Below are 26,964 nucleotides of genomic sequence, written 5' to 3' on the forward strand. Positions count from 1 at the left end.
ATGACGATCAGACGGTTTTCTTCACGCACTCATAAGCTAGACAGTAGTTTTTTACTGGAGCATTTAAAAGATGCTCGCAGCTATAAACGTATAGCGGGCTACTTTACTAGCTCGTTATTTGAAGTTGCGCATGAGCTAATAGAAGCTATTCCTGAAGTCAAAATTGTTTGTAATGTCGATATCCATCCCGATGACCTCAAGGTTGCTAAATTACGTGAATCAAAAATGATTGGTCGCTGGAACGAGCAAGATATAGAAACTGAAGCATTGTTAAACCGTGATCGCTACAGAAGACTTGACAGTTTTTTAGCTAAACATGGGCAGGTTATTCGCGTTGCGCCTGACAGTATTTGCGGTTTTTTACACGGTAAAGCGGGTGTTATTGAGTGTGCCGATGGCCGCAAACTCGGTTTTATGGGCTCGATGAATGAAACCAGCAGTGGCTGGCAACGGCATTATGAAATTCTGTGGGAAGATGATTCGCCGGAAGGAGTAGCTTGGATAGAAGAGGAATTCGAGTTTTTATGGAATGCCGCTCGCCAACTGCCTGATGCAGTTATTCGAGAAGTAAAACGCAGAGGATATCGTCGAGAAATTGATTTTGAAGACATTGACGATGATGATGTAGCGCCAGCGGCACTCATTGAGTCGCCACTGTACCGACAAGGGTTTTCATTACAACCTTGGCAGCAGGGCTTTGTCAGTGAATGTATTCGCCATTATCATAATCATGGCATTGTTCGCCTATTAATAGCCGATGAAGTCGGCTTAGGTAAAACGTTGTCTATGGGGACTGCTGCACTCAGCTTATGCTTACTTAGCGACAAAGAACACAAAAAAAGAAAGCCCGTTATTATTTTTTGTCCAGCCACCTTATGTGAGCAATGGCAGACCGAAATGATAGATAAATTGGGCATTCCTTGTGCTCGCTGGCACACACAAAAGAAAGCCTGGCTAGACCCAGAAGGAAGAATAATTTCACCATCTGGCCAACAGTTTATTGCAAAATGCCCATTGCGGATTGGTATCGTTTCAACTGGCTTAATGATGCAAAGTTCCCCAGAAAAGGAATATTTGCTCGGTATGCGTTTTGGCCTATCTATTTTAGATGAAGCACATAAAGCTAGAAGTAAACAAGGATTTGGCAAAGACGCAGGTGAACATAATAACTTGCTTGCCTTTATGCGAGACATTGCGGCTCGCTCTGACCATGTACTTTTAGGCACAGCAACTCCTATACAAACCCGCCCAGAAGATCTATGGGACCTTATGGGTATTTTACACCAAGGTAGTGGCAACTTTGTTCTAGGTAATGATTTTGCTAACTGGCATTGGCCCGAAAAAGTGTTACCAATACTTTCAGGTGAACAGCGAGTAACTCAGCCTAATTTTGCTTGGGAATTATTACGTTCACCATTACCTGACGTTGATTCTTCAAACGAGCCGCATTCTAGAAAATTATTTCGTTTGATCAGAGAAGACCTAGGTCTTCTGAATATCAAAAAGTGGGATATTAAAAACCCACTGACTGATTTATCATATGACTCAAGGGACTACCTTGAAGATGAGTTAGAGCGCGATATAGCTGGCGCGAGTTTTTTTCAAAGAGAGAACCCCTTTATTCGTCATATCGTTTTACGTAAACGAGTCACACTTGAAGATGCAAAATTATTACCCCGAATAGGTGTAGACGTTCATCCTCAGAGAAACTTGTCGAAAGACGAGCATACCTTCACAAGTTTATTCGAAGGGAAAGCACTTAGAACAAGCGAAGATTTTCAACAAGCTTATGCGGAAGCGCGTAATTTTGGTAAAGCGCTAGCTCAAAGCGGAAAAGGCAGTGGCTTCATGAAAAACCTTATGGAGCAACGAATTTGTTCCAGTATTGTTGCTGGCCTTAATACCGCCAAAATGCTTTTAGAAGGAAGAACGGTTCAAGAAGAAAGCGACGAACAGTTAATTGAAATAAAAGTTGATAAAAACTCAGATGAGATTGCCGTTCTTGAACGTATGATCGCTCGTTTAGAAAAAATAAAACAAGATCCCAAACTTGAAGCTATTATCCATTATCTTGAAAAAGAGCAGTGGCTTAAGCATGGAGTAATTATCTTCAGCCAATATTACGACACTGCTAGATGGGTGGCAGACTCATTAGCTGCTCGTTACCCTGATCAACCTGTGGGTTTATACGCAGGCGCAGGCCGCAGCAGACTTTACCAAAAAGGTGATAGCGTTAATATTGAACGTGAAACCTTAAAGCGCATGGTTGCTGAACATCAACTAGAAATTATGGTAGCCACTGACGCTGCCTGTGAAGGTTTGAACCTACAAACATTAGGCACGTTAATGAACATTGATCTGCCTTGGAACCCAACAAAACTTGAACAAAGAATTGGTCGAATCAAGCGTTTTGGTCAAGTACGCGATAAAGTCGACATGCTTAATTTAGTCAATGAAAAAACCGTTGATGAGAAGGTTTACGATAAGTTATCTGAGCGTATGCAAGATCGCTACAACTTGTTTGGTTCACTCCCCGACACAATCAAAGATGAATGGATTGAAGATATAGAAACCATGGGCGAGAAAATGGATGAATATATCGATGCGCAAAAACAAGCTAATGGTTTTGACCTTCGTTACACCTCAACGATGGAACCTTCAGAAAAAGATTGGCGAGATTGTTCAGATGTTTTATCTCGTCGAGATTTTAGTGAGTTGATGACTTCTGGGTGGAGTGATACGAAATAAGCATGAATAAAATGAATTTTGAGGTCAACTCAAGTTGTAAAAGGTAGCTTTGGTTAGTTTGATTAACTATGGATAAGGATATTGGATATGGCAGATATTGATTTTTCTTCTTTGGCTGAAGACACATTGTCTACATTTTCAGAAATTGCTGATAACGCAACTAGTAAGCTTGACAGTGAAGGCTTTTGGAGGGCGGATAGTTTTGCCAGTGGCAATACTCTTACAGGAAATAAAGCTTTTCAAAACCTCGCCAGTATCCAACAAACTAATCGTGACCAACTGCTCAAACTCTGTCAAGAACCAGCGATAGCTAGACTAGTTATTGAGGATGACAACGAAAATCAAGAAGTAATATTTATTGCACGAAACACCAACTTGCCGCTTCCTTCGGGAAAAATATTTGCTAGCTACCGTTCGCCGATCGGACGGTTAGCAGAGGTGATGTTAGGCGACGAAGCTAAGATTACTCTCGACGGAAGAGAGCAGCTGTTTTATGTGATAGAGAAAACCAGTTTTCGACCAAAAAAAGAAACCGATGGATGGGATTCAACCCAAACTCAATATCGCCATCTTAATAGAGGCGCCTATTCTATTGAATCATTGCGCGCTCTTATACAAGCAAGAGATTTCGATAGTGCTGATGAGCTTGATCTACTACTGGAACAGGCTGAGGCTAAAAGTGGTGTTTCGGCGGGTATTGGCCATCAAGTTCGCACTGCGATGGGTTTGAGGGATCAGCCAATATTGGATACGTTCCAAGGAGAAATCTTTCGCTTACCTTTGAATAGCCAACTTATCATTCTCGGACCTCCAGGAACAGGGAAAACCACCACGTTAATTAAGCGCTTGGGACAAAAGCTGGACATAGAGTCTCTTGAAGCCGAAGAAAAGCGGCTTACAGAAACATCTAAAAACCAAATGCAACATTCGTCTAGCTGGATAATGTTTACTCCGTCGGAGCTACTTAAGCATTATTTAAAAGAGGCTTTTAGCAGGGAACAAGTACCGGCATCGGACTCACACATCAGGACATGGATAAGTTTTCGCAACGATATTGCACGCAATGCTCTGGGTGTTTTACGTTCAGCTAATGGCGGGAAGTTCTCGTTAAAGAACGATTTATTAAACCTAGCGCCTGCAGTGATTGACGATGCTAGTCGTTGGTATGGATCCTTTGAGGATTTTCATGAACAACGATTAAAATACCAATTTAAAGAAGGAGTAGTGATTGCCACCTCTGCAGCCCCAGATTCTGCATATACCATATCAGAACATTTACAATTGCTAGCTAGCAAAGTTGAATCTCGGAATCTGATAGATATTTATCGTGAATTAGAAACGATTGAAGATTCTTTTAAGTCAGCACTGAATGACTCAAAAACTATTGCCGACGATTTGTTAAAAAAAGAACGTAACCGTTTATATAATAATGATAGAGAAATTTTCCATAAATTAGCTAAGTACTTAGAAACCCTTCATCAGGAAAATGAACCGGATGACGAAGAGTTTTTCGATGATGAGCAAGAAGAAGTTTCTGCCCTGAGTAATAATACGATTCAAGTCGCTGTGAAAGCCTACTTGTCTGCGATTCGAGCTTTGGCAAGAACTAAGTACTTAAAACGTAGCTTACCAAAAAAATCACGCTCATCATCAATTATTAGATTTCTTGAAAAGTCTGTGCCCAGCGATGATGTGCTGTTTGAAATCGGCAAGCACATTAGCTATCAAAATGGTTTACGCCGCTTTGTGAATAGCCATAAACGCTATGTGTCAGATGTAGCTACGAGTTATAGATATTTTAGAAAGGACAAAACAGTTCTGGCTGATTTCTATGACATTGAAGTAACTAATACGACTCAGCTCTCGAGCATTGAACTGGATGCCATCATTCTGTTAATGCTAAAAACAGCTCGGCAATTGATGATGCAAGGTTTTGTGGCTAAATCCCTTGATGAAGCGAGGTTTTCATATCTTGCGAGTATTTCGGACCTATATAAAAATCAAGTCATGGTCGATGAAGCGACTGACTTTTCGATTTTGCAACTAGCCTGTATGGAAAGTTTAACCTCTTTGAAAACTAAATCATTTTTTGCATGTGGAGACTTTAATCAGCGTATAACGGCCACAGGCATTCGCAGTCAGCAACAATTGTCTTGGATTTCACCTCGTCTTTCTATCAAGCATATTCAGCTTGTTTATCGACAAAGCAAAACTTTAAATGAGTTTGCAGGCGAGCTCTTACGCATACAGGGTGGAGATCTAAGCGCATTAGGCAAGCTCCCCGTGGAGAGCAATCATATCGGTGTCAAGCCAGTGCTATGCGAAAACGCAGGCGATAACGGATCTGTAATTTGGATCGCTGAACGGATTATGGAGGTGGAACGTGCAGTTCAACAATTACCTACCATTGCCGTATTGGTTAACTCTGAAGCAGAAGTAAAGCCAATAGCCGAGAAACTGGCTAGTTATCTAGAAGAAGTTAACCTCAGTGTTGTAGCTTGCGAAGAAGGAAGTGCCCTTGGTGAGGGGACCGATATCCGAGTATTTGATGTCCAGCATATCAAAGGACTTGAGTTTGAAGCTGTCTTTTTTGTCGGTATCGATGAATTAGCTCAAAAAAAGCCTGATCTTTTTGATCGTTATCTTTATGTTGGCACAACAAGAGCTGCAACCTATTTAGGCCTTGTCTGCCATAACTCATTACCTGAATCTATTGAGCCTCTCAGAGATAGGTTTGATTCATGTTGGCAAGCCAACTAGATTTCAGTCATCAGAGAACCTCCTACCTGGAGATTTTTTCATAGAAATTAATTATTAACCTATGATTATATTGACATAAATAGTACTTGTAATAATTACACTAAAATTACGGTTTTATCGTAACTCTATGTTGTTACTATGGGGCAACACTTTATGGAGGTGATGATGAATAGTTCCAACGCTAAGCTGAATAAACAGATTTCGAAGTACTATGTTGAACACGCTTGTGGAATATCAAGCACTGGTCAGGTTGCGAAAGAGCTAAACCTGGATGCATCGAGAGTCTCTGAATTAAAGGGCGCGCGTCGTCAGTTAACAACTGAGCAAGCTGAAATAATAAAAAAAATTTATGGGCTGCCATCTGCGTCACAAAGTCATTGGATTGAAGGTGAGTTATTGCCAAAAGACTTCCACAAAAGTTTTATTGATAACGGGCTAACTATACATTTCATAAATCTGATTGAGCTGGTAAATTCTGAACGTTTCTGGGACTCTTTTTTAAAGGGAGTGTCAGTAAATGAATCATCGGTCCCGGGATTTAAGTTACCTTGGACGTTATCATGGGAAGAGCAAGAGCTCATCGGTCCCAAAAATAATGAAATTTTAAAAAAATATAAGCTTAATTTATTGGATAAGCTTTTTAAAAGAGACGATTTTCAGAAGTGGTGTGACTCAGCCCATTATCTAATGCACCAAAGTGGCATTGTTAAAGATAATCAGTTCTATGAAAATATTTTTTACGAAAAGGATATCCTCTCGGCAATTGTAGAAAATGGTGTTGTTCACTGGAATGTTCCTACTAGTGACTTTAAAAGACTGCCTATGATTTGTGATGAGGTTGAGCCTCACTTTAGAATTTCAGGCGGATACGAAATCAATTCGCGTCATATAGAAAAAATAATTATTTTGTATCGATTAAGGCAATTAATGGAAGGCAAAACGTATGCTTATTTATTCGAAGATCAAAATTCATTATTTTCTAAGAAGCTGACAATAAATCACAAAAACTCACCAGTTAAAGAGTACGTGGTGGTTGGTAAGTGTGTATGGGACCCCGATAAACTATTTAGGTTACAGGTGCCTATCATTATGAATAGTGTGATTGGCTGGAGCTCGGGGGAAGATTACTCTCATTCGTATGAACGAGATATCATGCCTCATAGACATAGGTTTATAACAATTAGGCTGTTTTACACTGAAACGTATAATTACCTTGTTGAGCTTAAACTTTTTGATGATGAATATGGTGCGATCTGTAATAGATGCTTGATGATTCAAGTTGAAGATAGGCAGAATGTTTTTGATGAGTTAAAGGGTATATTTGATTATTTTAAAATCGAAAATATTTTTATGATGAATAGTGTCAAGCGCGCTGTTGCTGACAATGGCGGCTATATTCCTTCTGCAATTTATATTGACTGAATAACCATTACTCTCTTTTTGAAAGAATAACCTTCATTTTAGGGGGCTATTCTTTCATGTGTTTAGGTTACTTGTTATTGATTGATTATTAAATCTATGACTTTTGACAATTGATTTAAAGCTTCTTTCCGCTCTTCAAAATAATCATGCTGGTTATAGATCCCTTCTACACCTTTAAGCTTATGATTCAGGCAACGCTCTGCGACATGCCCTGGTGTGCCTTGCTTGGCTAGTAGAGTACGGCAAGTGCGGCGTAAGTCATGAACAGTGAAGTGAGCCATATCGCCCATTAAGTTAGGTGGTTGTTTCTTCTTACCGGCTTCATGACCAAAAAGTTTGGTGATAGCGCGATTAAGTGTGTCTTTGCCCATATGCGGGTTCTTGCTCGAACGTCGGCTAGGGAACACATATTCAGACCCACAAGCTCTTACTTTTAACTCCAGTATCCAACCCATCACGATTTCAGGTAATGGAATAGCAATGCCAACACCTGATTTACTTCGCTCTTTTGATAAGTTCCAAACCTTCTGCTCTAGATCAAATTCCTTCCATGGCGCTTCTGCCAATTCAGACTTCCTAATACCCAATGTCACCAGCAATGCACAAGCAAGATAGTTTTCTCGGCTAAAGCTGTCACTATTTTCGCGTGCAACTTTAAAAAATTGAGTGAGCTCTTCGATGGTTAAGGCTCTGTCTTTGCTTTTTTCCACGCCACCAGCATCAGTAACAGAAAATGCACTCGCTGGATTTGCGCTAAGCAAATCCAGTTTTATGCCGTGATTGAAAAGTTGCTTACTGTACATCAGTGCGTCGTTAGCGATTGCTGGGCGGTTCGTGGCTGCGATGGCTTGTAAAACTGCTCTTATGTCTCTGGCTGTAACGCTATCGACGTTAAAGCTACCTATATGGGGAGCAATGTCCTTACGGTAGATACGTTCGGGGATTTCGTGATGTTTGAGCCTTTTGATATTGCCTAAATGCCAATCAGCAAAGAGATCATCGACGGTTTTAATTTCGGCTTGTTCAGCGCGTTTCTTGGCAATAAGAGGATCTAAGCCATCACGAAACTGCTTCATTTTAATTGCGGCTTCTGCGCGTGCATCTGCCAATGAAAGATCACTGTATTTAGCCAGTGTCATCTCTTTGCGTTTCTTGTTGGCGGTGTAGCGGAGCATCCAAAACGCTTTGCCGGATTTGGGAACGACAAAATATAAACCTTCACCATCAGCGAATCGGCCAGGCTCTCCTTTAGTTTTTGCTGCAACTTCCTTTGCGGTTAACTTTCCCATAAGCCCTTAGTCTCCAGCCAAATACAAGGGCGGGTCATTTACCCACCACTACGTATTAACTGTATACTAGTTTACTCACCAAATCACCCACCTTTTTGTGTTGGAAAGTGGTGGGTGCCAATGAACCTCTTTGGATTGATGTTTAATTAAATCGTTTAGAATCAACCATAAAATGATTTATTTGGGCTCTATTGGATATCATTCAATGTTCTGGATCTGTTCGCGCATCTGCTCGATAAGCACTTTTAACTCTACCGCTGCTGCGGTGACGTCGCTGCTGATCGATTTAGAGGCGAGGGTGTTAGATTCGCGGTTAAATTCTTGCATCATAAAGTCGAGGCGACGACCTTGAGCACCGCCTTTTTTAAGGATGCGACGAGTCTCGGCAACGTGAGCGTCGAGTCGATCCATCTCTTCGGCAACATCCATCTTCTGTGCCAGGATCACCATCTCTTGCTCCATACGGGCGGGATCGAGTTCGCCTTGAATTTCGCTTAAGCGATTGCTGATCTTATCGCGTTGCCACTGCATAACGCTTGGCATGTGCTCACGTACGATAGCGACTTGGTCGACGATTTGATCAAGACGCGTTTGAAGCATGGTGTTGATGGCATCGCCTTCGCGACCACGGGCTTCGATGAACTGTTCGATGGCATCATCAAAGGCGACGAGAAGTTCTTTGCTGATCGCGTCCATATCCTGTTCGCTACCAGACATTACGCCTGGCCAGCGCAATACATCGACGAGATTGATTTCGCCTTGTCCGGCTTCTTGCTTTACCCAGTTGGCAGCTTGAATTATCTGGGTTGCCAAGGCTTGGTTAAGTTGTAGATCGCTGTCTTTATTCTCACCTAGGTCATAACGCAGGTTGACTTCGATCTTGCCACGATTTAAACGTTTGCGTAGACGGTCTCTCAGCACAGGCTCTAGGCTGCGAAGTTGCTCTGGTAGGCGTAGGTAGGTTTCTAGATAACGCTGATTGACCGAGCGGATCTCCCAAGAGGCGGTGCCCCATTGTGCTTTGTGCTCGATGCGAGCGTAGGCTGTCATGCTTTGGATCATGGGTTATTCCAATTGTTTAAATCGATTAATTGAGCCTCGATTATAGTCTGATGATGCACAGGGTTAAAGCAAACTCTGCCGCCTTTACGCGTTGACGCATGAATATCATGGCATCCATCGGCGCTAGCCCCTATAATATGCAGCCAAATTTGCTTTCAATTTATCTAAACAGGAATTTCCTATGCGCCCAAGTGACAGAACGCCCGCTCAATCTCGTCCAGTAACGATTACTCGACAGTTTACCGCTCACGCAGAAGGTTCTGTTTTGGTTGAATTTGGTGAGACTAAAGTACTTTGTACTGCTAGCTTCACTGAGGGCGTGCCACGCTTTCTTAAGGGGCAAGGCCAAGGTTGGGTAACCGCAGAATACGGTATGTTGCCACGTTCGACCCATAGCCGTATGGACCGTGAAGCGGCTCGTGGTAAGCAATCTGGTCGTACTCAGGAGATCCAACGTCTTATCGGTCGCGCACTACGTGCTGCGGTTGATATGAAAGCGCTGGGTGAAAACACTATCGTTATCGACTGTGACGTGATTCAGGCCGACGGCGGCACACGTACAGCTGCTATCACCGGTGCGTGTGTGGCATTGGTTGACGCGCTTAGCTGGGCTCGTGGTAAAGGTATCATTAAGAGCAATCCACTTAAGTTCTTAATCGCTGCGGTTAGTGTGGGTATCTATAAAGGCGAGCCGATTTGTGACCTTGAATATATCGAAGACAGCGCTGCAGAAACTGATATGAACGTAGTGATGACTGAAACGGGCAAGATCATTGAGATCCAAGGCACCGCTGAAGGTGAGCCGTTTAGTCATGAAGAGTTGCTCAGTCTACTTGAACTGGCTAAGCACGGTATTCGTGAAATCGTTGATGTGCAGAAGGCCGCATTGAGCTAATTTATTTTATTGTTATTAAGGGCCCTTCGGGGTCCTTTTTGTAAGTTAATATCCAAACTATAAGTACTACCCCTACATTTTTAAGGAGAGATTGTGAAAGCCTATCAACGTGAGTTTATTGAGTTTGCCCTTGAGCGTAATGTATTAAGATTTGGCGAATTTACGTTAAAGTCAGGCCGCACTAGCCCTTACTTCTTTAATGCGGGTTTGTTTAATACCGGTCGTGATTTGGCGCGTCTTGGTCGTTTTTATGCAGCGGCGTTAGTCGACTCTGGTATTGAGTATAATCTTCTGTTTGGCCCTGCATACAAAGGCATCCCGATCGCGACCACGACTGCGGTTGCGCTTTGCGATCATCATGACATCGATATGCCTTACTGCTTTAACCGTAAAGAGAAGAAAGATCACGGCGAAGGCGGTTCGTTAGTGGGTAGCGAGTTAACGGGCAAGGTGATGTTGGTCGATGATGTGATAACCGCAGGTACAGCGATCCGTGAGTCGATGGAAATTATCGAAGCTCATAAAGCCCAACTTGCAGGTGTATTGATTGCGCTGGATCGCCAAGAAAAAGGCAAGGGCGAACTCTCTGCGATTCAAGAAGTTGAGCGTGACTTTGGCTGTGACATTGTGTCGATTATTAAGCTTGAAGATCTGATTAACTACTTGTCTGAAAAACCAGGTATGGAAGCGCAGCTGGCGTCAGTCAGCGCTTATCGTGACCAATACGGGATTTAATCCAAGGGGTCGTGCTAACAAAAAACGCTGCATTATGCAGCGTTTTTTGTTGAACTTCTCAGCTCATTGCTCGTATCTAGTTACTCAGAAACTCGGCGCGAGTAGCAGGATTCGATTTAAAGATACCGCCGAGCGCCGTGGTGGTGGTTGAGCTGGTGGAGTCCATTACGCCGCGAGATTTGACGCAGTAGTGCACCGCATCCATCTTCACCGCCACATCTTTGGTCTCAAGTAGCGTCTGTAATGCCACCAGAACCTGTTGTGTCAGGCGTTCTTGCACTTGGGGGCGTTGAGCAAAGAAGCGTACAATACGGTTGATTTTAGATAAGCCGATAATATTTTTACGTGGCAAATAGGCCACGGTCGCAACGCCATCTATGGTCACTAGATGATGCTCGCAGGTACTGGTTAGACTGATGTCCTTTACCTTGACCATTTCATCGAATCCCATCTTGTTTTCGATAACCGTGATTTTAGGAAAGTTAGCGTAATCGAGGCCTGAGAAAATCTCATCAACGTACATCTTGGCGATACGTTTCGGTGTTTCGACTAAGCTATCATCACGTAGATCGAGCGACATTAAGGTCAAGATCTCACGCATATGGTGTTCGATTTTATCCTTGCGCTCTTCGCTGCTCAGCTCGCAAGGGAGCATAGGGGTCTCGAGACCACGTGCTAATAATGCAGTTTGCACCTGCTGTGCTGCTTCACTTAATGCCATTAGATCCTCCACCATGTGGATAGTGGTTAGTTCAGTGCAACAAAATAACGAATAAGATGAAAGTTTTGTCGCTAAAATAATAATTATAGCTCGCCAGCTTAAGTTAAACAGTCTGTGGCGGGGTAGGGAGAATACCCTTAATTACGGGTAATTTATACCCAAAATCAGTAGGGGAATTGCAAAAAAAGCCGATTGGGATAATCGGCTTTAACGTTTTTGTTGTTAGAGCTGTAGGTTTTGCTTTAAGAAGCTCATCATTTGGCGATAGTACTTAGCGCGATGTTCATCGTTATAAAAACCATGTCCTTCATCGTCCATTACCAATTTTTTATAAGGATAATTGTGTTTCTTTAAGCCTTCTTCTAAGGCTTCTAGTTGTTCAATTGGCGCTCGCTCATCCTCGCCACCATGGACCAATAGTAATTTGGCTTTTAATTTGTCGATGTTTTGGCTTGGTGACATAGCCTTTAGTGTTTTAGGGTCTTCGCTTAATACTTGAGCTAAATAGCGTTGACCAGCGCGGCGGCCTTGTACGTCACCTTCGTTAAACATCACCTCAAGATCATAAACGCCGGCAAATCCAATGGCACATTTAAACAAATCTGGAGCAAGGATTGGGCTTTGCAGTGCCGAATAACCGCCAAAACTGCCGCCAACAATACAAATTCTGTCTTTGTCAGCTATGCCTTGGTCGATCACATATTGAGTCGCATCGATAATGTCGTATTGAATATCACTGCCCCACTTTTGATGACCTGCGTGTTCAAAAGCCTTACCGTAACCGCCAGAACCGCGGAAGTTAACTTGCAGTACTGCAGCGCCTTCGCTGGCAATCATCTGATTTTGAGCATCAAAGCCCCACCAATCACGAACGCCATGAGGTCCACCGTGGGGATTAACCACGAGTGGAAGATTCTTAGCCTCTTTGCCAAAAGGCAGTGTTAGATAGCCATTGATCACGGTTCCATCTCGACTGGTAAAGGTTATGGGCTTAACTTCGGCCATTTGATCTGGGTCTAACCAGTTCTTCTGAGATACTAGGTATTCAAGTTTTTTCGTATTGCTATCGAAGATGTAGTAGTCGCCAGGATTTCGATCGTTGAAGGCTTTAATAACAAGCTTACTCATGTCGTTAGTCTGGCTGACTAAATGAACTTGGTGACCCGGGAGTGCTTCTAGTAACTGTTTCAACGTGGTCGCCAATTTGTCTTGGTTGCCAACAAACTCGTAAGTTGGATAGCCATTCCCATATTCAACTGCGTAAATCTGTTTATTAATTTTGTTGATCCAGACATTACTCGGGTCTACCACTTTATCTTGGCTGATTAGCTTTTTAGTGCCCGTTTTTACGTTAACGAGATATATAGCCTTTGGTTGGTTATTTTCACTTCCGAGCACATAAACACTGTTTTTATCGTCGCTAAACGCTATCGGACTTATATCGTTGAGATTTAAGTTAAGTTTTTCTGTATCGACCCAGTTACCATCATCGAGGTAATAAAGGCTAGATGAAATATAGTCGCGGGTGCCGCTGACAAAACGGATATTACCATCGTGATCAGGCAGGAAGTTTGCGTAAGATATAGGGGCTGTAGCAATTTTTTTTCGAGTACCTTTGTAGACATCGACGCGATAAACCTGTTGTAAGTTTTCAGCGGTGTTACTTCCTCCGGATCCCCACGGAAGGGCTTTGACTAGCATATATCGCTCATCTTCCGGCATTGGATCGAGGATGTAAGCTGTTGCTCGTATTGGTGTGTTTTTCTTAATGTGCGAACCAGTCTGCTGCTCGCTACCAAGGTATCCAAAGAGATAGGTGGCTTTAGAACCATCAGCATTGATGGCCATTAGCTCGCCATAGTAGATAGGATGATCGCTCCAACCTTTTAAATACTCTTTGGTTAATACGACTCGTTCATCGTTGACCCACTCGTAATGTCCGACTTGAGCATTACTAGGGAATCGCACGACATTAACGGGCTTTTTAGTCTTTGCGTCGAGGATCATCAGCATATACTTGCCATCTTTAGAGGTGATAGCGCTGAGATAATCCCCACTAGGAGAAATTTTAACTTGACTGAATTCAGTCGAACGGCTGAATAAGTGAGCTTTATCTGTTTCTTTCGCTTGGGCATTACAGCTAAGTACGCATAAGCAAAAAAAACTAAACGACCGAATTAGTTTCATCGAACTTCCTTGTAAATCATTTTGTTAATGGTTGTAGGTTTTATGTTTTTAGAGGAGAGTAAAATAAAGATTTTGTGAGTGCAATGACTTAAGGCAACCAATTAGGTTGCCTCAATAGGGGAGGTGATCTAACTTTGAAGCAGTTGTTGCTGAATAAAATTCCACTGTTCGGCAAAGTGCTCGGTCGGCTTTTGTTTAAAATCGCTGCGAACAAACTGAGCAATACGGCCTTCGGCAACCGCTAACAGTAAATTGGCTAGAATCGCTTCCTCAATGTTAAAAGCTTTACCTTCACGTAGGGTTTTTTCCCGCAAAATCTGCTTAAGATGGGTCTCCACTTTTGAAAATATCTGCCCAGTTCGATTACGTAGACGTTCATTTTCTCCAAGTAGTGCATCGCCATTTAATACGCGTGAGATCCCTGGGTTGCGTTCGGCAAAGACCAGTAAAAGTTGTAGCAGCAGCTGACAGCGTTTCATGGTGTCTTTCTCGTCATCCATGATGAGGTTGATACGCGACAGTAAGGATTCTTCGATGAAGTCGATTAGCCCTTCAAACATTCTCGCCTTGCTGGGGAAGTGGCGATAAAGCGCTGCCTCCGATACGCCGACTTCAGCAGCGAGTTTGGCTGTAGTGATACGCTGCCCAGGGCTGGTCTCTAACATAGTGGCGAGACATTGCAGGATATGTTCACGACGATTGATTTTGGGGCTTGCAGCCATTTAAGTTTCCTTTACTCAATTACTACAGGAGCCGATGGGTAAGTTGTACCCATAGCTCTCAAATTCTGTGTTTGGCGCGTCGGATTATCGGGTGCCTGAGTGGCCGAAACCACCTTCACCTCTATCTGAACTATCAAACTCATCGACGAGTTTAAATTCGGCTTGTACCACAGGGACAAACACCAGCTGAGCTAGACGATCGCCTATCTCTATGCTAAATGGTTTATCACTGCGATTCCAACAAGATACCATCAATGGTCCTTGGTAATCGGAGTCAATCAGACCAACTAGGTTACCCAATACTATGCCGTGTTTATGGCCCAAACCTGAGCGAGGCAAAATAACCGCGGCGAGGCTTGAGTCGGCAACATGTACCGCAATACCTGTAGGAATTAATTGAGTTTCACCTGGTTGAATCTCTAGTGTGGTGTCAATCATGGCACGAAGATCCATCCCAGCACTGCCTGGAGTGGCATAGGCGGGTAGCGGAAATTGTGAACCTATACGTGAATCGAGAATTTTCAGTTCAATTGGCGTCTTCATGCTGTTTTCATCTGCTGTGCAATTAGGGTGAGTAGTTGTTTCGCTAAAGTATGCTTGTCGGTTACCGGCAAATCATACTGGCCATTTGACCAAAAGACTTTCAGCGCATTGGCATCACTATTGAAGCCTAATGCCGGATCTGACACATCATTTGCTGCAATCATATCTAGCTTTTTACGGGTCAATTTATTTTTAGCGTAATGTTCAACATCTTGTGTTTCTGCAGCAAAGCCTACAGTAAACGGACGATGTTCATGGGCCGCAACCGTGGCTAAGATATCAGGATTACGCACTAGCGCAAGCGCCATCTCTTCGGCTGATTTTTTTATTTTATCGTTAGCTATTTCGGCAACGCGATAGTCGCAGACTGCTGCACAACCGATAAATATATCGCTGTGATGTACTTGTTCCATGACTGCATCAAGCATCTCTTGGGTCGACTTTACATTAATGCGATTAACATTCAGTGGCGTATCGAGATTCACAGGTCCCGCCACAATCGTGACTTTTGCCCCCATATCAGCCGCTGCTTTGGCGATAGCGAAGCCCATCTTACCTGAGCTGTGATTGGAGATATAACGCACAGGATCAATCGCTTCACGCGTTGGCCCTGCGGTTAACAACAACGACATGCCTTGCAAGATTTTGGGTGCAAAAAACTGTTCGACACGCTCAGCTATCACTAAGGGTTCTTCCATGCGTCCTGGACCGATTTCTCCGCATGCTTGGCTGCCCGAGGCTGGTCCCCAAATGGTGATGCCTCTGCTGCGCAATGAGTCTAAGTTGCTTTGAGTTGCCGCATTACGGTACATCTGCTGATTCATTGCGGGGCACAATACGACAGGAGCCTCGGTAGCTAAGCAGGTTGTGGTGATCAGCTCATCGGCCATACCAGCATTGATGCGCGCAATCAGATTAGCGGTAGCAGGAGCGATAAGTACTAAATCTGCCCAGCGAGCCAATTCTATATGCCCCATGGCAGCCTCGGCTGCGGTATCTAAAAGATCGGTAGCAATGGGATGACCTGACAAGGCTTGCAGTGTTAGTGGAGTAATAAATTCTTGGGCACTTTGGCTCATGACCACACGAACATCGGCGCCGCGCTCTTTTAGGCGGCGAACTAAGTCAGCTGATTTATAGGCGGCAATACCGCCACTTATCCCGAGCAATACTTTTTTATTTGTCAGACTCATTTTCATCACTAATCGTATTCATCTTGCCGTGATTGGCGTGTGACTAACCATACCACAATCCACCTTAGCTTGAGGATACAAGTTTTTAAAAACTGGGCCATACTCAAGGTCTCACACAAAACTTTGACAGTTGAAAAGCGCGCGTTAAGCAACACGGAGGTTGTGATGGCAATTAAAGATTGGCCAGAAGGCGAGGGCCCTAGGGAAAAGTTACTTCGAGAAGGTGTTAGCCAACTATCCGATGCCGAGTTGCTAGCAGTACTCCTTAGAAATGGTTTACCAGGGCAGAGCGCGGTTTCCTTGGCGCGGACTATGATTGGTCATTTCGGTGGCCTTAGGGCGCTAATGACGGCTAATCAGAGTGAAATGTGCGTTATCGGTGGTGTTGGGCCGGTAAAATATGCCCAATTAAAAGCAGCGATTGAAATAAGTAAGCGAATTTCGAAAGAAAATCTACAAAGAGGCAAGATTTTAACAGATCCTGATTTAACTCGAGACTATTTAATGAGACAATTGACGGATCGTGCCTATGAAGTGTTTGCCATCTTATTACTCGATAGTCAGCACAGAGTAATTCAGTTCGTTGAATTGTTCCGTGGCACCATAGATTCAGCCTCGGTTTATCCACGTGAAGTGGTAAGTCTAGTGCTTGAGAAAAAAGCCGCGGCTGTTATTGTCTGCCACAACCATCCTTCGGGTGTTGCGGAGCCAAGTCATGCCGACCGGCGAATTACTGAGCGATTGAAATACGCGTTAGCAACTATCGATGTTTCGCTTTTAGACCATATGGTTATAGGTGATCGTGAGATAGTTTCGTTTGCAGAGAGGGGATGGATAGATTGAATATCCCTTGATCTTTGATTTTAGATGCTGTATAAAATGCGCCCTCTTTGTGTGCCTCGGGCGACGGCCATATTCGAGGTACATTAGTGCTCGAGCGTTAAATTGTTTTTGGAGAAGATTGACATGTCAAGAGTATGCCAAGTTACTGGCAAAAAGCCTATGGTTGGTAACAACCGTTCGCACGCTAAGAACGCGACTCGTCGTCGTTTTTTACCTAACCTACAGAACCATCGTTTCTGGTTAGAAGACGAAAAGCGTTTCGTTCAACTACGTGTATCTACTAAAGGTATGCGTATTATCGATAAAAAAGGTATCGAAGTTGTTGTTGCTGAACTTCGTGCCCGCGGCGAGAAGGTGTAATAAACCATGGCTAAAGCTAAAGGTAACCGTGAGAAGATCAAGCTAGTTTCTAGCGCTAAAACAGGTCACTTCTACACGACTGAGAAAAACAAACGTAACATGCCAGAAAAAATGGAAATCAAGAAATTTGATCCAGTTATTCGTCAGCACGTTATGTATAAAGAAGCTAAAATCAAGTAATTCTTGATTCTACTTTTTTGAAAGCCCCTCTTCGGAGGGGCTTTTTTTTGCCCTCATTTTCTCCTAAATCAAATTAGTGTTATTAAATGGAAGGGCCATGGAAGTTGTGAGTATTTGATTGTTTGTTATTATCAATCATCAACTTAACTAATTGCTATAATATCGCGGTTAGTCAGTTGCTTAGCTATTATCTATCCAATGCTCTAATAATTACCGTTAATGAAAATAAACTCTTTTAAAGTGAATTTAAATGCAATATTATTGGGTTGTTATTCTGGTTCAGCTGTTGCTGTTACATAATTATTGATATTTAGAGGTTACGCGCGTGCGCACTACTGAGTTAGTCGATGGTTTCCGTCATTCTGCGTCCTATGTCAACGCACATAGGGGTAAAACATTTGTGGTCATGTTAGGTGGTGAGGCGTTGGCACAGCGTCAGTTTCGCTCCATTATCAATGATATTGCTTTGCTCCATAGTCTGGGGATAAAAATCGTATTAGTGCATGGTGCTAGGCCACAAATCGACGAAGCGTTAGCTCAAAATCAATTAATACCAGATTATTACAATGGTATTCGGATCACCGATGATGAGTCGTTAAAAATCATTAAACAGGTGGTTGGCGGACTGCAGCTCGATATCACCGCGCGCTTGTCGATGAGCTTGAGTAATACGCCTATGCAAGGCGCGCAGATTAATGTCGTGAGCGGTAACTTTGTGATTGCTCAGCCTTTGGGAGTTGATAACGGTGTCGACTATTGCCTTAGCGGTAAGGTGAGAAGGATCGATGTTCAGGGGTTAAAACGTCAGCTGGACAATCACGGCATAGTATTACTTGGTCCTGTGGCCGCATCTGTTACGGGTGAAAGTTTTAATTTAACTGCTGAAGAGGTTGCGACTCAAATTGCCGTGAAGCTCAAAGCGGATAAGATGATCGGTTTTAGTGCCGAAAAAGGCATTTTAGACAGTGACGGCGAAGTGCTTGCCGAGCTAATGCCGACCCACGCACAGCAAATTTTGTCAGAGTTAACCGACGAGGACAATTGGTGTGTCGGAACTAGGGCATTTTTACAAGCCAGTATCGATGCGTGCCGCAACGGCGTCGCTCGTTGTCATTTTGTGAGTTACTTGGACGACGGTGCTTTACTGCAGGAGCTGTTTTCGCGTGATGGTATAGGTACTCAAATCGTTACTGAGAGCGCTGAGCGTCTGCGTCGCGCTACGATTGCGGATATTGGTGGCGTACTCGACCTCATTCGGCCTTTAGAGCAAAGCGGCGTGCTAGTGAGGCGCTCTCGTGAGCAGCTAGAGATGGAAATTGAGCAGTTTATGCTGATCGAACGTGATGCATTAGTGATTGGGTGTGCTGCCTTATATCCATTTGAAGAAGATAATGCCGGTGAGTTCGCTTGTCTTGTTGTGCATCCAGATTATCGTGATGCCGACCGTGGCAGCGTGTTGCTTAAGAATATTATTGGCCAGGCGAAGGTGAGGGGATATTCTCGTTTGTTTGCGCTGACAACTCGTAGCATTCATTGGTTTTTGGAGCATGGCTTTGAAATAGTGGAGGTCGATGCGTTGCCCAATAAGAAGAAGCAGCTATATAACTATCAACGTAAGTCCAAGATATTGGCTCTTGATCTGTAGCGCTTTTAGCTTAAAAAAACCACGCCTAAGCGTGGTTTGTTATGCATAAGGCCTAGAACAAATCGAGGCTTTTATAATATGTCAGCGGCGTCTAGCTCTTAACCCCATATCTAGAGTAAAAATTAGCAGGGCACTCCAAATAAATGCGAATGTTACTCCTTTTTCCAAATCAAATGGTTCTTTAAACAGGCTAATGGCAAGGATAAACATGATGCTTGGGCCTAGGTATTGAAAGAACCCTAACATAGACAATGGAATACGCGTCGCCGCGCCTGCAAAACAGAGTAGCGGGACCGAGGTTACTACTCCAGCCGCAATGAGTAACAGGTTCATGTTGATATCGTTAGTCAACATATTTGCGGTTGCTGAGTCCAATGTGGCAAACAGATAGATAATAGCAACGGGCAGCAAGAGTGCCGTTTCTACCAGCAAACCCGTTTTTGCGTCTACGTTTACTTTTTTGCGCAGCAGGCCGTAAAACCCAAATGACGCGGCTAAGGCCAGAGATACCAACGGAATGGAGCCAAAAGAGATGAGCTGAACCAGCACGCCTGCGCAGGCTAAACTTACCGCAAACCACTGTAGTTTACGAAGACGCTCGCCTAGAAAAAGCATCCCTAATAAAACGTTAAGTAGCGGATTAATAAAGTAACCCAAGCTAGCATCCAGCATATGGTCATTGTTCACCGCCCAGATGAACAGTAACCAGTTTCCCGCGATAAGAATGGAGGTCACGGTTAGTACCGCTAACTGTTTCGGTCGTTTGAATAGTTGTCGCAGCTTGGCGAATCCACCGATAAACTGCATTAAAATAATCATGAAAACGAATGACCAGATAACGCGATGCAGCAAGATCTCGGTTGCCGAAACTTGATTGAGAAGTTTAAAGTATAAGGGCGCAAAGCCCCAAAGGCTGTATGCGCAAAGGGCTAAAACTATGCCTTTGCGGTATTCGGTGTCGGCCATAAATCTGGGATTCTGATGTAAGAAGGAGGGGCATTGTAGGTTGCAAAGCCCTTCGACTCAATAGAGATAAGACCTGCTTTAATCTTATTCGCCGTTACGCGTAGCTGACACCTAGTCATAGTAAGCTTACACTTTGAGCGCGATTTCACTTAGGCTCAAGCTAACCCACCATGTAAGTACCTGTGCCAAAAGCAATATGGTCGCCTTTTTCGTTATGTAGTTCCATACGGCAAACGGATACACGATTACCCGCTCGAATCACAGTACCAGTACCAGTAAACAGCTCTCCTCTTCCTGGGCGCAGGTAATCGATACGTAAATCGATAGTGCCTAAGGTTTGTAAGCGGGTCTGGAGTTCTTCCATGCTCCAATCGTCTCGGCTTGCGACGAGGCCGGAAAATGCTGTCAGTCCGCCGACTACATCGAGCACTGTTGCGGTAACGCCGCCATGTAGGATTTGTTGATGTATATTGCCGATAAGTTCTTGTTTCATATTGACAACAACTTCAATGCCATTGATGTCATAGCGCTTAATATTCATCCCAAGTAGATTATGAAACGGGACTTTACTGTCAAATATCTCAGCTACTGCGGCTAAGATCTGGGCTTGAACGCTCGTTGTCATTAGAAGACGACTCCATTAATCGATATCCAGTTAGTAGAGTAAATAACCTATATCTAAACAACTTCCGATAGCAAGCATTCGTTAGTTTTATAAGCGTTATCTTATGTCGGATAAGTGTAGTGGCAAATAATATCCATTGTGTGGGTAGGGGATCATGTTCTTTGGCTTACAAAATTCAGTTTCTACTCATCAATAATTAGTATACTCGTTCAATTTGATAGTCAGAAATGCAGATCATTATGGATGTGAGCGAGACAAGACGCGTTGGCTTGATTAGAATAGGCGGTCCGATTGATGACAGCGAAGACTGATGGAAGCTACCGTAAGCCACCTTGATACCACTGATAATGATCCGCTAGCGAGTTGTTTGCAGGCGGTATTTGGCTATCGTACTTTTAGGAAAGGTCAGCGAGAAGTTATAGAACAGGCGTTCTTGGGGCAAGATTCATTAGTCATTATGCCTACAGGCGGTGGAAAAAGCTTGTGTTATCAATTACCCGCGCTGCTAATGCCTGGGCTTACCATAGTCGTTTCGCCGTTAATCTCATTGATGAAGGATCAGGTCGATAGCTTAAAGCAGATGGGGGTTGCCGCTGGTTATTTGAACTCTTCTTTATCTCGCGAAGATTCGCAGACCATTTTTCAGCAGATGCACAGAGGTGAGCTTAAACTGCTTTACGTTTCACCAGAGCGGCTATTGATGGCGAGCTTTATTGAGCGGATTCAACACTTACAAATATCTCTATTTGCTATCGATGAAGCCCATTGTATCTCGCAGTGGGGTCATGATTTTAGGCCTGAATATGCTTCCTTAGGCCAGTTGCGGCAGTATTTTCCCATAGTGCCGATTATGGCGCTTACCGCTACGGCTGATCAGGCGACTCGGCAAGATATTTGTCAGCGTTTGGGGATTAGCCCTTATGTATTGCTGACCAGTTTTGATCGTCCAAACATTCGCTACACGGTTGCCGAGAAGTTGAACGCAGCTAATCAGCTCAGGCAGTTTATTCAAGCTCAGAACGGAAATAGTGGCATCATCTATTGTGGTAGTCGCCGCCGAGTTGATGAAGTTGCCGAACGTTTACGTCTACAAGGTTATAAGGCTGATGGTTATCACGCGGGTAAAACGCAACAAGAGCGCAGCGATATTCAAGAACGCTTTTTGAAAGATCAGCTTGATATCGTGGTCGCAACGGTTGCGTTTGGGATGGGAATTAATAAGTCTAATGTACGATTTGTAGTGCATTACGATATTCCTAAAAGTATCGAAGCCTATTATCAAGAAACAGGGCGTGCAGGTCGTGATGGCCTCGATGCTGAAGCTTTTATGTTATTTGATCCCGCCGATATTGGCCGAGTTCGTCATTTGATTGAGCAATCTGAACCTGGTTCACAGCAACAAGTTGAGTTTCATAAACTCAACACGATGGCGGCTTTTGCTGAAGCGCAAACGTGTAGACGACAAGTGTTGCTGCACTATTTTGATGAAAGCGCATCAAAGCCCTGTGGTAACTGTGATATCTGTCTTGATCCTCCGAAACGCTACGATGGTGTTGAAGATGCTCAAAAAGTATTGTCATGTGTGTTTCGATTGCAGCAGAAATTTGGCGTCAACCACATTATCGAAGTACTCAGAGGCTCAAAATCTGCAAGTGTGATGGATAGAGGGCACGACAAGCTATCCACCTGGGGGATCGGTAAGGATAAAAGCCATGAGTTTTGGCTGAGTATTATTCGTCAAATTATTCATCTCGGCTTCGCTAGTCAAGATATCACCCGTGGCTCATCGATCAAGCTTAATCCTCAAGCTAGAGCCGTACTTAAAGGGGAGTTACCATTACTATTGGCTGAGCCCCGACTGGCACTGAAAACCGATGTTAAACGGAGAGGTAGCAGTCGAGCTCCGCTTAATTACGATAGAAAGCTGTTTGCTCGTTTAAAGTTGTTAAGACGCAGTCTTGCGGAAGAGTTAGATGTGCCGCCCTACTTGGTTTTCAACGATGCGACTTTAGCCGAAATGGCGGCAATGTTGCCGACCAGTCCTGGTGAAATGTTAGCGGTTAATGGCGTTGGAGAAACCAAACTAAATCGTTTTGGTGGTGAATTCTTAGATGAGATAAGTCACTATTTAACTCAGGGGTAGTGAACTCTGGGGAGTATCAACTCAATGTGCCAATTGGTCGTTGTATCTGCTGAGTTGATCAACGCTTGCTCTTTTTACTAACGATGTCAGGGTGTCATGATGTTGCATCACAGCCATTCCCAGTGGAGCCTTATGGCCATTCTGCATCGGCTCAATAATGGTTTCTAGCTGCTTGGCAATGATCTGCGCTCCTTTAAGGGACGTGAATGGCAGCATAATTAAGATCTGATCATCACTCTTATTAATTAATATGTCTTGTTGACGCAACTTGTTATTCAAACGATTTAGTAACAGTTCCATGTCTGCTTTGTATAGATAGCTTTGATTTATCAGCAAAATGGTGATTGGATAACCTATCTGTTTCGCACTGGTCAGTAATGCCTCCATTTTCTCATCGACGTTTAAGGGGGCTTCTTTATGCAAATCAGCTTTTGGCGTGGGCATAACTCGAAAACGTGATAGCAAGATAAAGATGGTGAGAATGAGGAAGAGGATAAGAATACCAATTAAATCATAGTTATTGCTGATTTGTGCATTGAGCTTGATGGGTTGAGGTTTGTTGTTTTGAGACAACTGTTGATAGCGGCCCAACTGTGCCTTAATTTGCAGCAATCGTGTATCTTTTAAAAATTCATAGCTGCTTTGTGCGCTCTCAAAGCGTTTCAATTGGTACTGATATGCTCGCTGAAAATCATCTTTACCGACAAAATAGTTGCTTAAAATCTGGTAACAACCGATAAGTTCATCAAACTGGTTTGTACGTTCACCAATGGCTATCGCCTGTTGCATTAGGGTTAAACCCTCTTGCTCTTCTCCACTTGTTAACTGTATTTGCGCTAACAACCGACTCGCTCTGAGACTGTCGTTAATCTTTTTTTGTTTATTAAACGTGTTGAGTGCAATATTTAAAAGTTGGGTAGCACTTTTATTGTTAGCTCGAAGAAACTCTATTTCAGCGAGTTCGGTGTAACTTTCAGCTAATTCTGTTGCAGTCGCTATTTCAGGGATTAAGATTTTGGCTTCCAAAATCATCTCATCTCTAAACTTCGTTTCTTGATTAAAATGTGCGATTTTTGCGAGCGTTAACAATACGGTTAATCTGACTTTGCCTGTAGTTTGCTGGCTGTCTAGTGCGGCTTTAGCCGTATTGAAGGATTGATTTAAGGCTCCCTTATTACGCAATAGTTTTGCCATGGCGAGCTGTATGTATGGTTGTGGTGGCGTGGCCCAATTTTGTCGCTGTTGCAATGTATCGGGATAAACATCTTGTGCTAATCGCAGATCTTCGAGCGCGCTACTTTGGCTTTCGATGTGAGTATCTATTCGGCCTCTGAGTAACAGGCCATTCACTAAAGATTGGGGCTGCTGTAATTCTCTAGATTGAAAAATAGAGGTATCTAATAGCGTCAGTGCTTGGCGTAGGTCACCATAGTCGATATAAGCTGCTGCCATACAGTTGAAAAAATAGGGGCTGGCTTGTTGAATTCCCATCGCCTTAGCTTTGGCATCGCTCATTCGAGCTAAATTGATTGCCGCTTCATTTTCGCCAAGTTGGACATAGGCTTCACATTTAAGTAAAGCTAGCCTGAGTTGTTGTAGTGGTGTTGAGTTATCTTTATCTAAGGTGGATTCTAGGTCGGTAATTTTCGACAGCGTTGCATGTGGATATTGATAAACGCTTTCGGCTAGTTTATCTAAGTCTGTCATAGTGTCCGCCAACGACGGCGTCAGCCAAAGGCTGAGGCAAAGCACTATGAAACGAAAATCCATTTAAAACTCCGAAACTAGATCATTAAGATATTTCCATGGCGAGCATTATACTGATTTTTTATGGTTAATTGCATAAAAAATATCTAGTTCAACGCAAACAGTTGTACCGCCGGATTTATAAACGAGTATGCTGAATTTAATCATTAAGTCATCAATTTAATAGAATAAATTGTCGAGTTTGCTCCCTAAATCGACATTTCCAGCTGGTCTAATATCTTAAAGGTGAAAAAAATGGGGTTGACTATTATGGCAACACACGTTAAAAATTAATCGTCTTTACCAAAAGCATAGAATAAATAGTTACTTTTTTTGAATATAATAGATGAATACTAATCGTGCACTACTCAGCCTCCTTATTCTCTTTCTCGCAGACTCTGCGCGGAGAATGTAGTGTTGCACGCTTAATAACACACCCCAGCATTCATAAACCCCGCGCCTTACAACGCGGGGTTTTTTTGTTTATGGATTTGATTAATACACAAGATAGAACCTAGACGTTCCATGGAGAAACTAGATGTCTAACCGAGTGATAATATTTGATACGACCTTACGTGACGGTGAGCAAGCATTAGCAGCAAGTTTAACGGTTAAGGAAAAGCTACAGATAGCATTGTCACTGGAAAGACTCGGTGTAGATGTGATGGAGGTGGGTTTTCCTGTTTCTTCTCCTGGAGACTTTGAATCCGTGCAGACGATTGCTAACACGATTAAAAACAGTCGTGTTTGTGCCTTAGCTCGGGCATTAGAGAAAGATATCGATGCTGCTGCACAATCCTTATCAGTAGCGGACCAATTTCGTATTCATACCTTCATCTCTACTTCCACTATTCATGTTGAAAGTAAGCTTAAACGCTCATTCGAGCAGGTGCTTGATATGGCTGTCGGCGCGGTGAAATATGCTCGTCGTTTTACCGATGATGTTGAGTTTTCCTGTGAAGATGCTGGCCGTACTCCAATCGATAATTTATGTCGTATGGTCGAAGCGGCTATTAAGGCGGGTGCGAAGACGATTAATATTCCTGATACTGTCGGTTACACCATTCCGAGTGAATTTGGCAGTATTATCGAATCACTGTTCAACCGAGTGCCTAATATTGATCAAGCGGTGATTTCGGTTCACTGTCATGACGATTTAGGGTTGTCGGTCGCCAATTCGATCACTGCGGTTCAGCATGGTGCGCGTCAAATTGAATGCACCGTCAATGGCATTGGTGAACGAGCGGGCAACTGCTCACTAGAAGAGATCGCTATGATTCTAGCTACGCGTAAAGGTGTATTAGGATTAGAAACCGGTATCAATGCGAAAGAGATCCATCGAACCTCGAACTTGGTTAGTCAGCTTTGTAATATGCCAGTTCAAGCCAATAAGGCCATTGTGGGTGCCAATGCCTTTACTCATTCATCTGGTATCCATCAAGATGGCATGCTTAAAGCACAAAATACCTACGAGATCATGACGCCCGAAAGCATAGGTTTAAACCGTAATAACTTGAATATGACGTCGCGTTCAGGGCGTCATGTGATCAAGCATCGTATGCAAGAGATGGGTTATGGCGAGCAAGATTATGATATGGATACGCTATACGAAGCCTTCTTAAACTTGGCCGATAAGAAAGGCCAAGTGTTTGATTATGATCTGGAAGCCATAGTATTTATGGAAGCTCAAGCAGGCGATGAAAATCACTATAAGTTGAATAAGTTGGTTATTCAGTCTGACACGACTCAAGGTAAAGCGACGGCGACAGTCACTTTAGCCGTTGGTGATGAGATGGTTACGGAGACCGCAACGGGTAACGGTCCGGTAGATGCCGCTTATAACGCGGTAACCCATGCCAGTAATTGCAAGATCAATATTACCAGTTACAAGTTAGGCGCTAAAGGTGAGGGACAGGATGCCTTAGGGCAGGTTGATATTACCGCAAATTATAACCAACAGAACTTTCATGGGTTAGGTTTGGCTACCGACGTCGTAGAAGCGTCAGTTCAGGCGCTGGTGCATGTGATGAACTTAACTTGGCGCGCCGATAAAGTGGCTGAGAATAAAAGTAAGATACAAGAAAAACGTGCCGCTTTAAGTGGCGTATAAAGCTGGGTCGAAGCAATTAATAATTATATTAAGCAACGCTATATTTAGCAGCGAAGTATTCAATAAATA

Annotated in this window: 21 protein-coding genes; 11 read left to right on the top strand and 10 right to left on the bottom strand. The window is 43.4% G+C overall.

Annotated elements, in window-relative coordinates; genetic code table 11:
• The 3 genes from K0I62_RS01760 to K0I62_RS01770 all read left to right on the top strand — a co-directional run bounded on the left by K0I62_RS01760 (nt 1) and on the right by K0I62_RS01770 (nt 6,930).
• The gene (locus K0I62_RS01760) at nt 1-2,748 is read left to right on the top strand and encodes a phospholipase D-like domain-containing anti-phage protein (RefSeq protein ID WP_220069853.1); all 2,748 of its coding nucleotides are present in this window, start codon (nt 1-3) and stop codon (nt 2,746-2,748) included.
• Nucleotides 2,749-2,835: 87 nt separating this feature from the next.
• Entirely contained in the window at nt 2,836-5,508 is a 2,673-nt protein-coding gene (locus K0I62_RS01765) for an ATP-binding domain-containing protein (RefSeq protein WP_220069854.1), read from the top strand.
• Nucleotides 5,509-5,670: 162 nt separating this feature from the next.
• Nucleotides 5,671-6,930, top strand: coding sequence for a hypothetical protein (locus K0I62_RS01770; protein ID WP_220069855.1), 1,260 nt, complete (start codon nt 5,671-5,673; stop codon nt 6,928-6,930).
• A gap of 74 nt (nt 6,931-7,004) precedes the next feature.
• Here K0I62_RS01770 and K0I62_RS01775 read toward each other — a convergent pair whose 3' ends face one another.
• Nucleotides 7,005-8,219: a tyrosine-type recombinase/integrase gene (locus tag K0I62_RS01775; RefSeq protein WP_220069856.1), complete on the bottom strand. Its 1,215-nt coding sequence runs from the start codon at nt 8,217-8,219 to the stop codon at nt 7,005-7,007.
• Between the two features lie 198 nt (nt 8,220-8,417).
• Nucleotides 8,418-9,281 (bottom strand): YicC/YloC family endoribonuclease, encoded by an 864-nt coding sequence (locus tag K0I62_RS01780; protein WP_220069857.1) that lies wholly within the window; start codon nt 9,279-9,281, stop codon nt 8,418-8,420.
• 181 nt (nt 9,282-9,462) lie between these two features.
• Here K0I62_RS01780 and rph point away from each other — a divergent pair, with 181 nt between their 5' ends.
• Nucleotides 9,463-10,176 carry a ribonuclease PH gene (rph, locus tag K0I62_RS01785; RefSeq protein ID WP_220069858.1) on the top strand — a complete coding sequence of 238 codons (714 nt, stop codon included), beginning with the start codon at nt 9,463-9,465 and terminating at the stop codon, nt 10,174-10,176.
• 93 nt (nt 10,177-10,269) lie between these two features.
• A complete protein-coding gene (pyrE, locus tag K0I62_RS01790; protein WP_220069859.1) occupies nt 10,270-10,911 on the top strand; it encodes an orotate phosphoribosyltransferase in 642 nt (213 codons plus the stop codon).
• Nucleotides 10,912-10,987: 76 nt separating this feature from the next.
• Here pyrE and folE read toward each other — a convergent pair whose 3' ends face one another.
• The 5 genes from folE to coaBC all read right to left on the bottom strand — a co-directional run bounded on the left by folE (nt 10,988) and on the right by coaBC (nt 16,277).
• Entirely contained in the window at nt 10,988-11,632 is a 645-nt protein-coding gene (gene folE, locus K0I62_RS01795) for a GTP cyclohydrolase I FolE (protein ID WP_220069860.1), read from the bottom strand.
• Nucleotides 11,633-11,854: 222 nt separating this feature from the next.
• Nucleotides 11,855-13,819, bottom strand: a complete 1,965-nt coding sequence (locus K0I62_RS01800; RefSeq protein WP_220069861.1) for a S9 family peptidase — start codon at nt 13,817-13,819, stop codon at nt 11,855-11,857.
• 128 nt (nt 13,820-13,947) lie between these two features.
• Entirely contained in the window at nt 13,948-14,541 is a 594-nt protein-coding gene (gene slmA / locus K0I62_RS01805; protein ID WP_220069862.1) for a nucleoid occlusion factor SlmA, read from the bottom strand.
• 84 nt (nt 14,542-14,625) lie between these two features.
• Nucleotides 14,626-15,084, bottom strand: coding sequence for a dUTP diphosphatase (gene dut / locus K0I62_RS01810; RefSeq protein WP_220069863.1), 459 nt, complete (start codon nt 15,082-15,084; stop codon nt 14,626-14,628).
• A complete protein-coding gene (gene coaBC, locus K0I62_RS01815; protein WP_220069864.1) occupies nt 15,081-16,277 on the bottom strand; it encodes a bifunctional phosphopantothenoylcysteine decarboxylase/phosphopantothenate--cysteine ligase CoaBC in 1,197 nt (398 codons plus the stop codon). Before coaBC ends, dut begins: the two co-directional genes overlap by 4 nt.
• Nucleotides 16,278-16,442: 165 nt before the next feature.
• Here coaBC and radC point away from each other — a divergent pair, with 165 nt between their 5' ends.
• From radC to argA, 4 genes are all read left to right on the top strand, one after another.
• Complete coding sequence (gene radC, locus K0I62_RS01820; RefSeq protein ID WP_220069865.1) at nt 16,443-17,120, top strand: RadC family protein; 678 nt, start codon at nt 16,443-16,445, stop codon at nt 17,118-17,120.
• A gap of 123 nt (nt 17,121-17,243) precedes the next feature.
• Nucleotides 17,244-17,480: a 50S ribosomal protein L28 gene (rpmB, locus tag K0I62_RS01825; RefSeq protein WP_011867275.1), complete on the top strand. Its 237-nt coding sequence runs from the start codon at nt 17,244-17,246 to the stop codon at nt 17,478-17,480.
• A gap of 6 nt (nt 17,481-17,486) precedes the next feature.
• Nucleotides 17,487-17,660 (top strand): 50S ribosomal protein L33, encoded by a 174-nt coding sequence (gene rpmG / locus K0I62_RS01830; protein WP_028773492.1) that lies wholly within the window; start codon nt 17,487-17,489, stop codon nt 17,658-17,660.
• Nucleotides 17,661-17,985: 325 nt separating this feature from the next.
• Nucleotides 17,986-19,305: an amino-acid N-acetyltransferase gene (argA, locus tag K0I62_RS01835; protein ID WP_220069866.1), complete on the top strand. Its 1,320-nt coding sequence runs from the start codon at nt 17,986-17,988 to the stop codon at nt 19,303-19,305.
• A gap of 81 nt (nt 19,306-19,386) precedes the next feature.
• On the opposite strand, the gene rarD is transcribed toward argA, so the two are convergent.
• Together rarD and K0I62_RS01845 are read right to left on the bottom strand one after the other, a co-directional pair.
• The gene (gene rarD, locus K0I62_RS01840; protein WP_220069867.1) at nt 19,387-20,271 is read right to left on the bottom strand and encodes an EamA family transporter RarD; all 885 of its coding nucleotides are present in this window, start codon (nt 20,269-20,271) and stop codon (nt 19,387-19,389) included.
• Nucleotides 20,272-20,431: 160 nt separating this feature from the next.
• Nucleotides 20,432-20,896 carry a thioesterase family protein gene (locus K0I62_RS01845; protein ID WP_220069868.1) on the bottom strand — a complete coding sequence of 155 codons (465 nt, stop codon included), beginning with the start codon at nt 20,894-20,896 and terminating at the stop codon, nt 20,432-20,434.
• A gap of 310 nt (nt 20,897-21,206) precedes the next feature.
• Here K0I62_RS01845 and recQ point away from each other — a divergent pair, with 310 nt between their 5' ends.
• Nucleotides 21,207-23,039 (top strand): DNA helicase RecQ, encoded by a 1,833-nt coding sequence (gene recQ / locus K0I62_RS01850; RefSeq protein WP_220069869.1) that lies wholly within the window; start codon nt 21,207-21,209, stop codon nt 23,037-23,039.
• Nucleotides 23,040-23,060: 21 nt separating this feature from the next.
• Here recQ and K0I62_RS01855 read toward each other — a convergent pair whose 3' ends face one another.
• A complete protein-coding gene (locus K0I62_RS01855; protein WP_220069870.1) occupies nt 23,061-24,809 on the bottom strand; it encodes a tetratricopeptide repeat protein in 1,749 nt (582 codons plus the stop codon).
• Between the two features lie 514 nt (nt 24,810-25,323).
• Here K0I62_RS01855 and leuA point away from each other — a divergent pair.
• Nucleotides 25,324-26,895, top strand: coding sequence for a 2-isopropylmalate synthase (gene leuA / locus K0I62_RS01860; RefSeq protein ID WP_220069871.1), 1,572 nt, complete (start codon nt 25,324-25,326; stop codon nt 26,893-26,895).
• Nucleotides 26,896-26,964 lie beyond the last annotated feature (69 nt).

Origin of the sequence: Shewanella psychrotolerans (assembly GCF_019457595.1) — a bacterium.
GTDB lineage: Bacteria > Pseudomonadota > Gammaproteobacteria > Enterobacterales > Shewanellaceae > Shewanella > Shewanella psychrotolerans.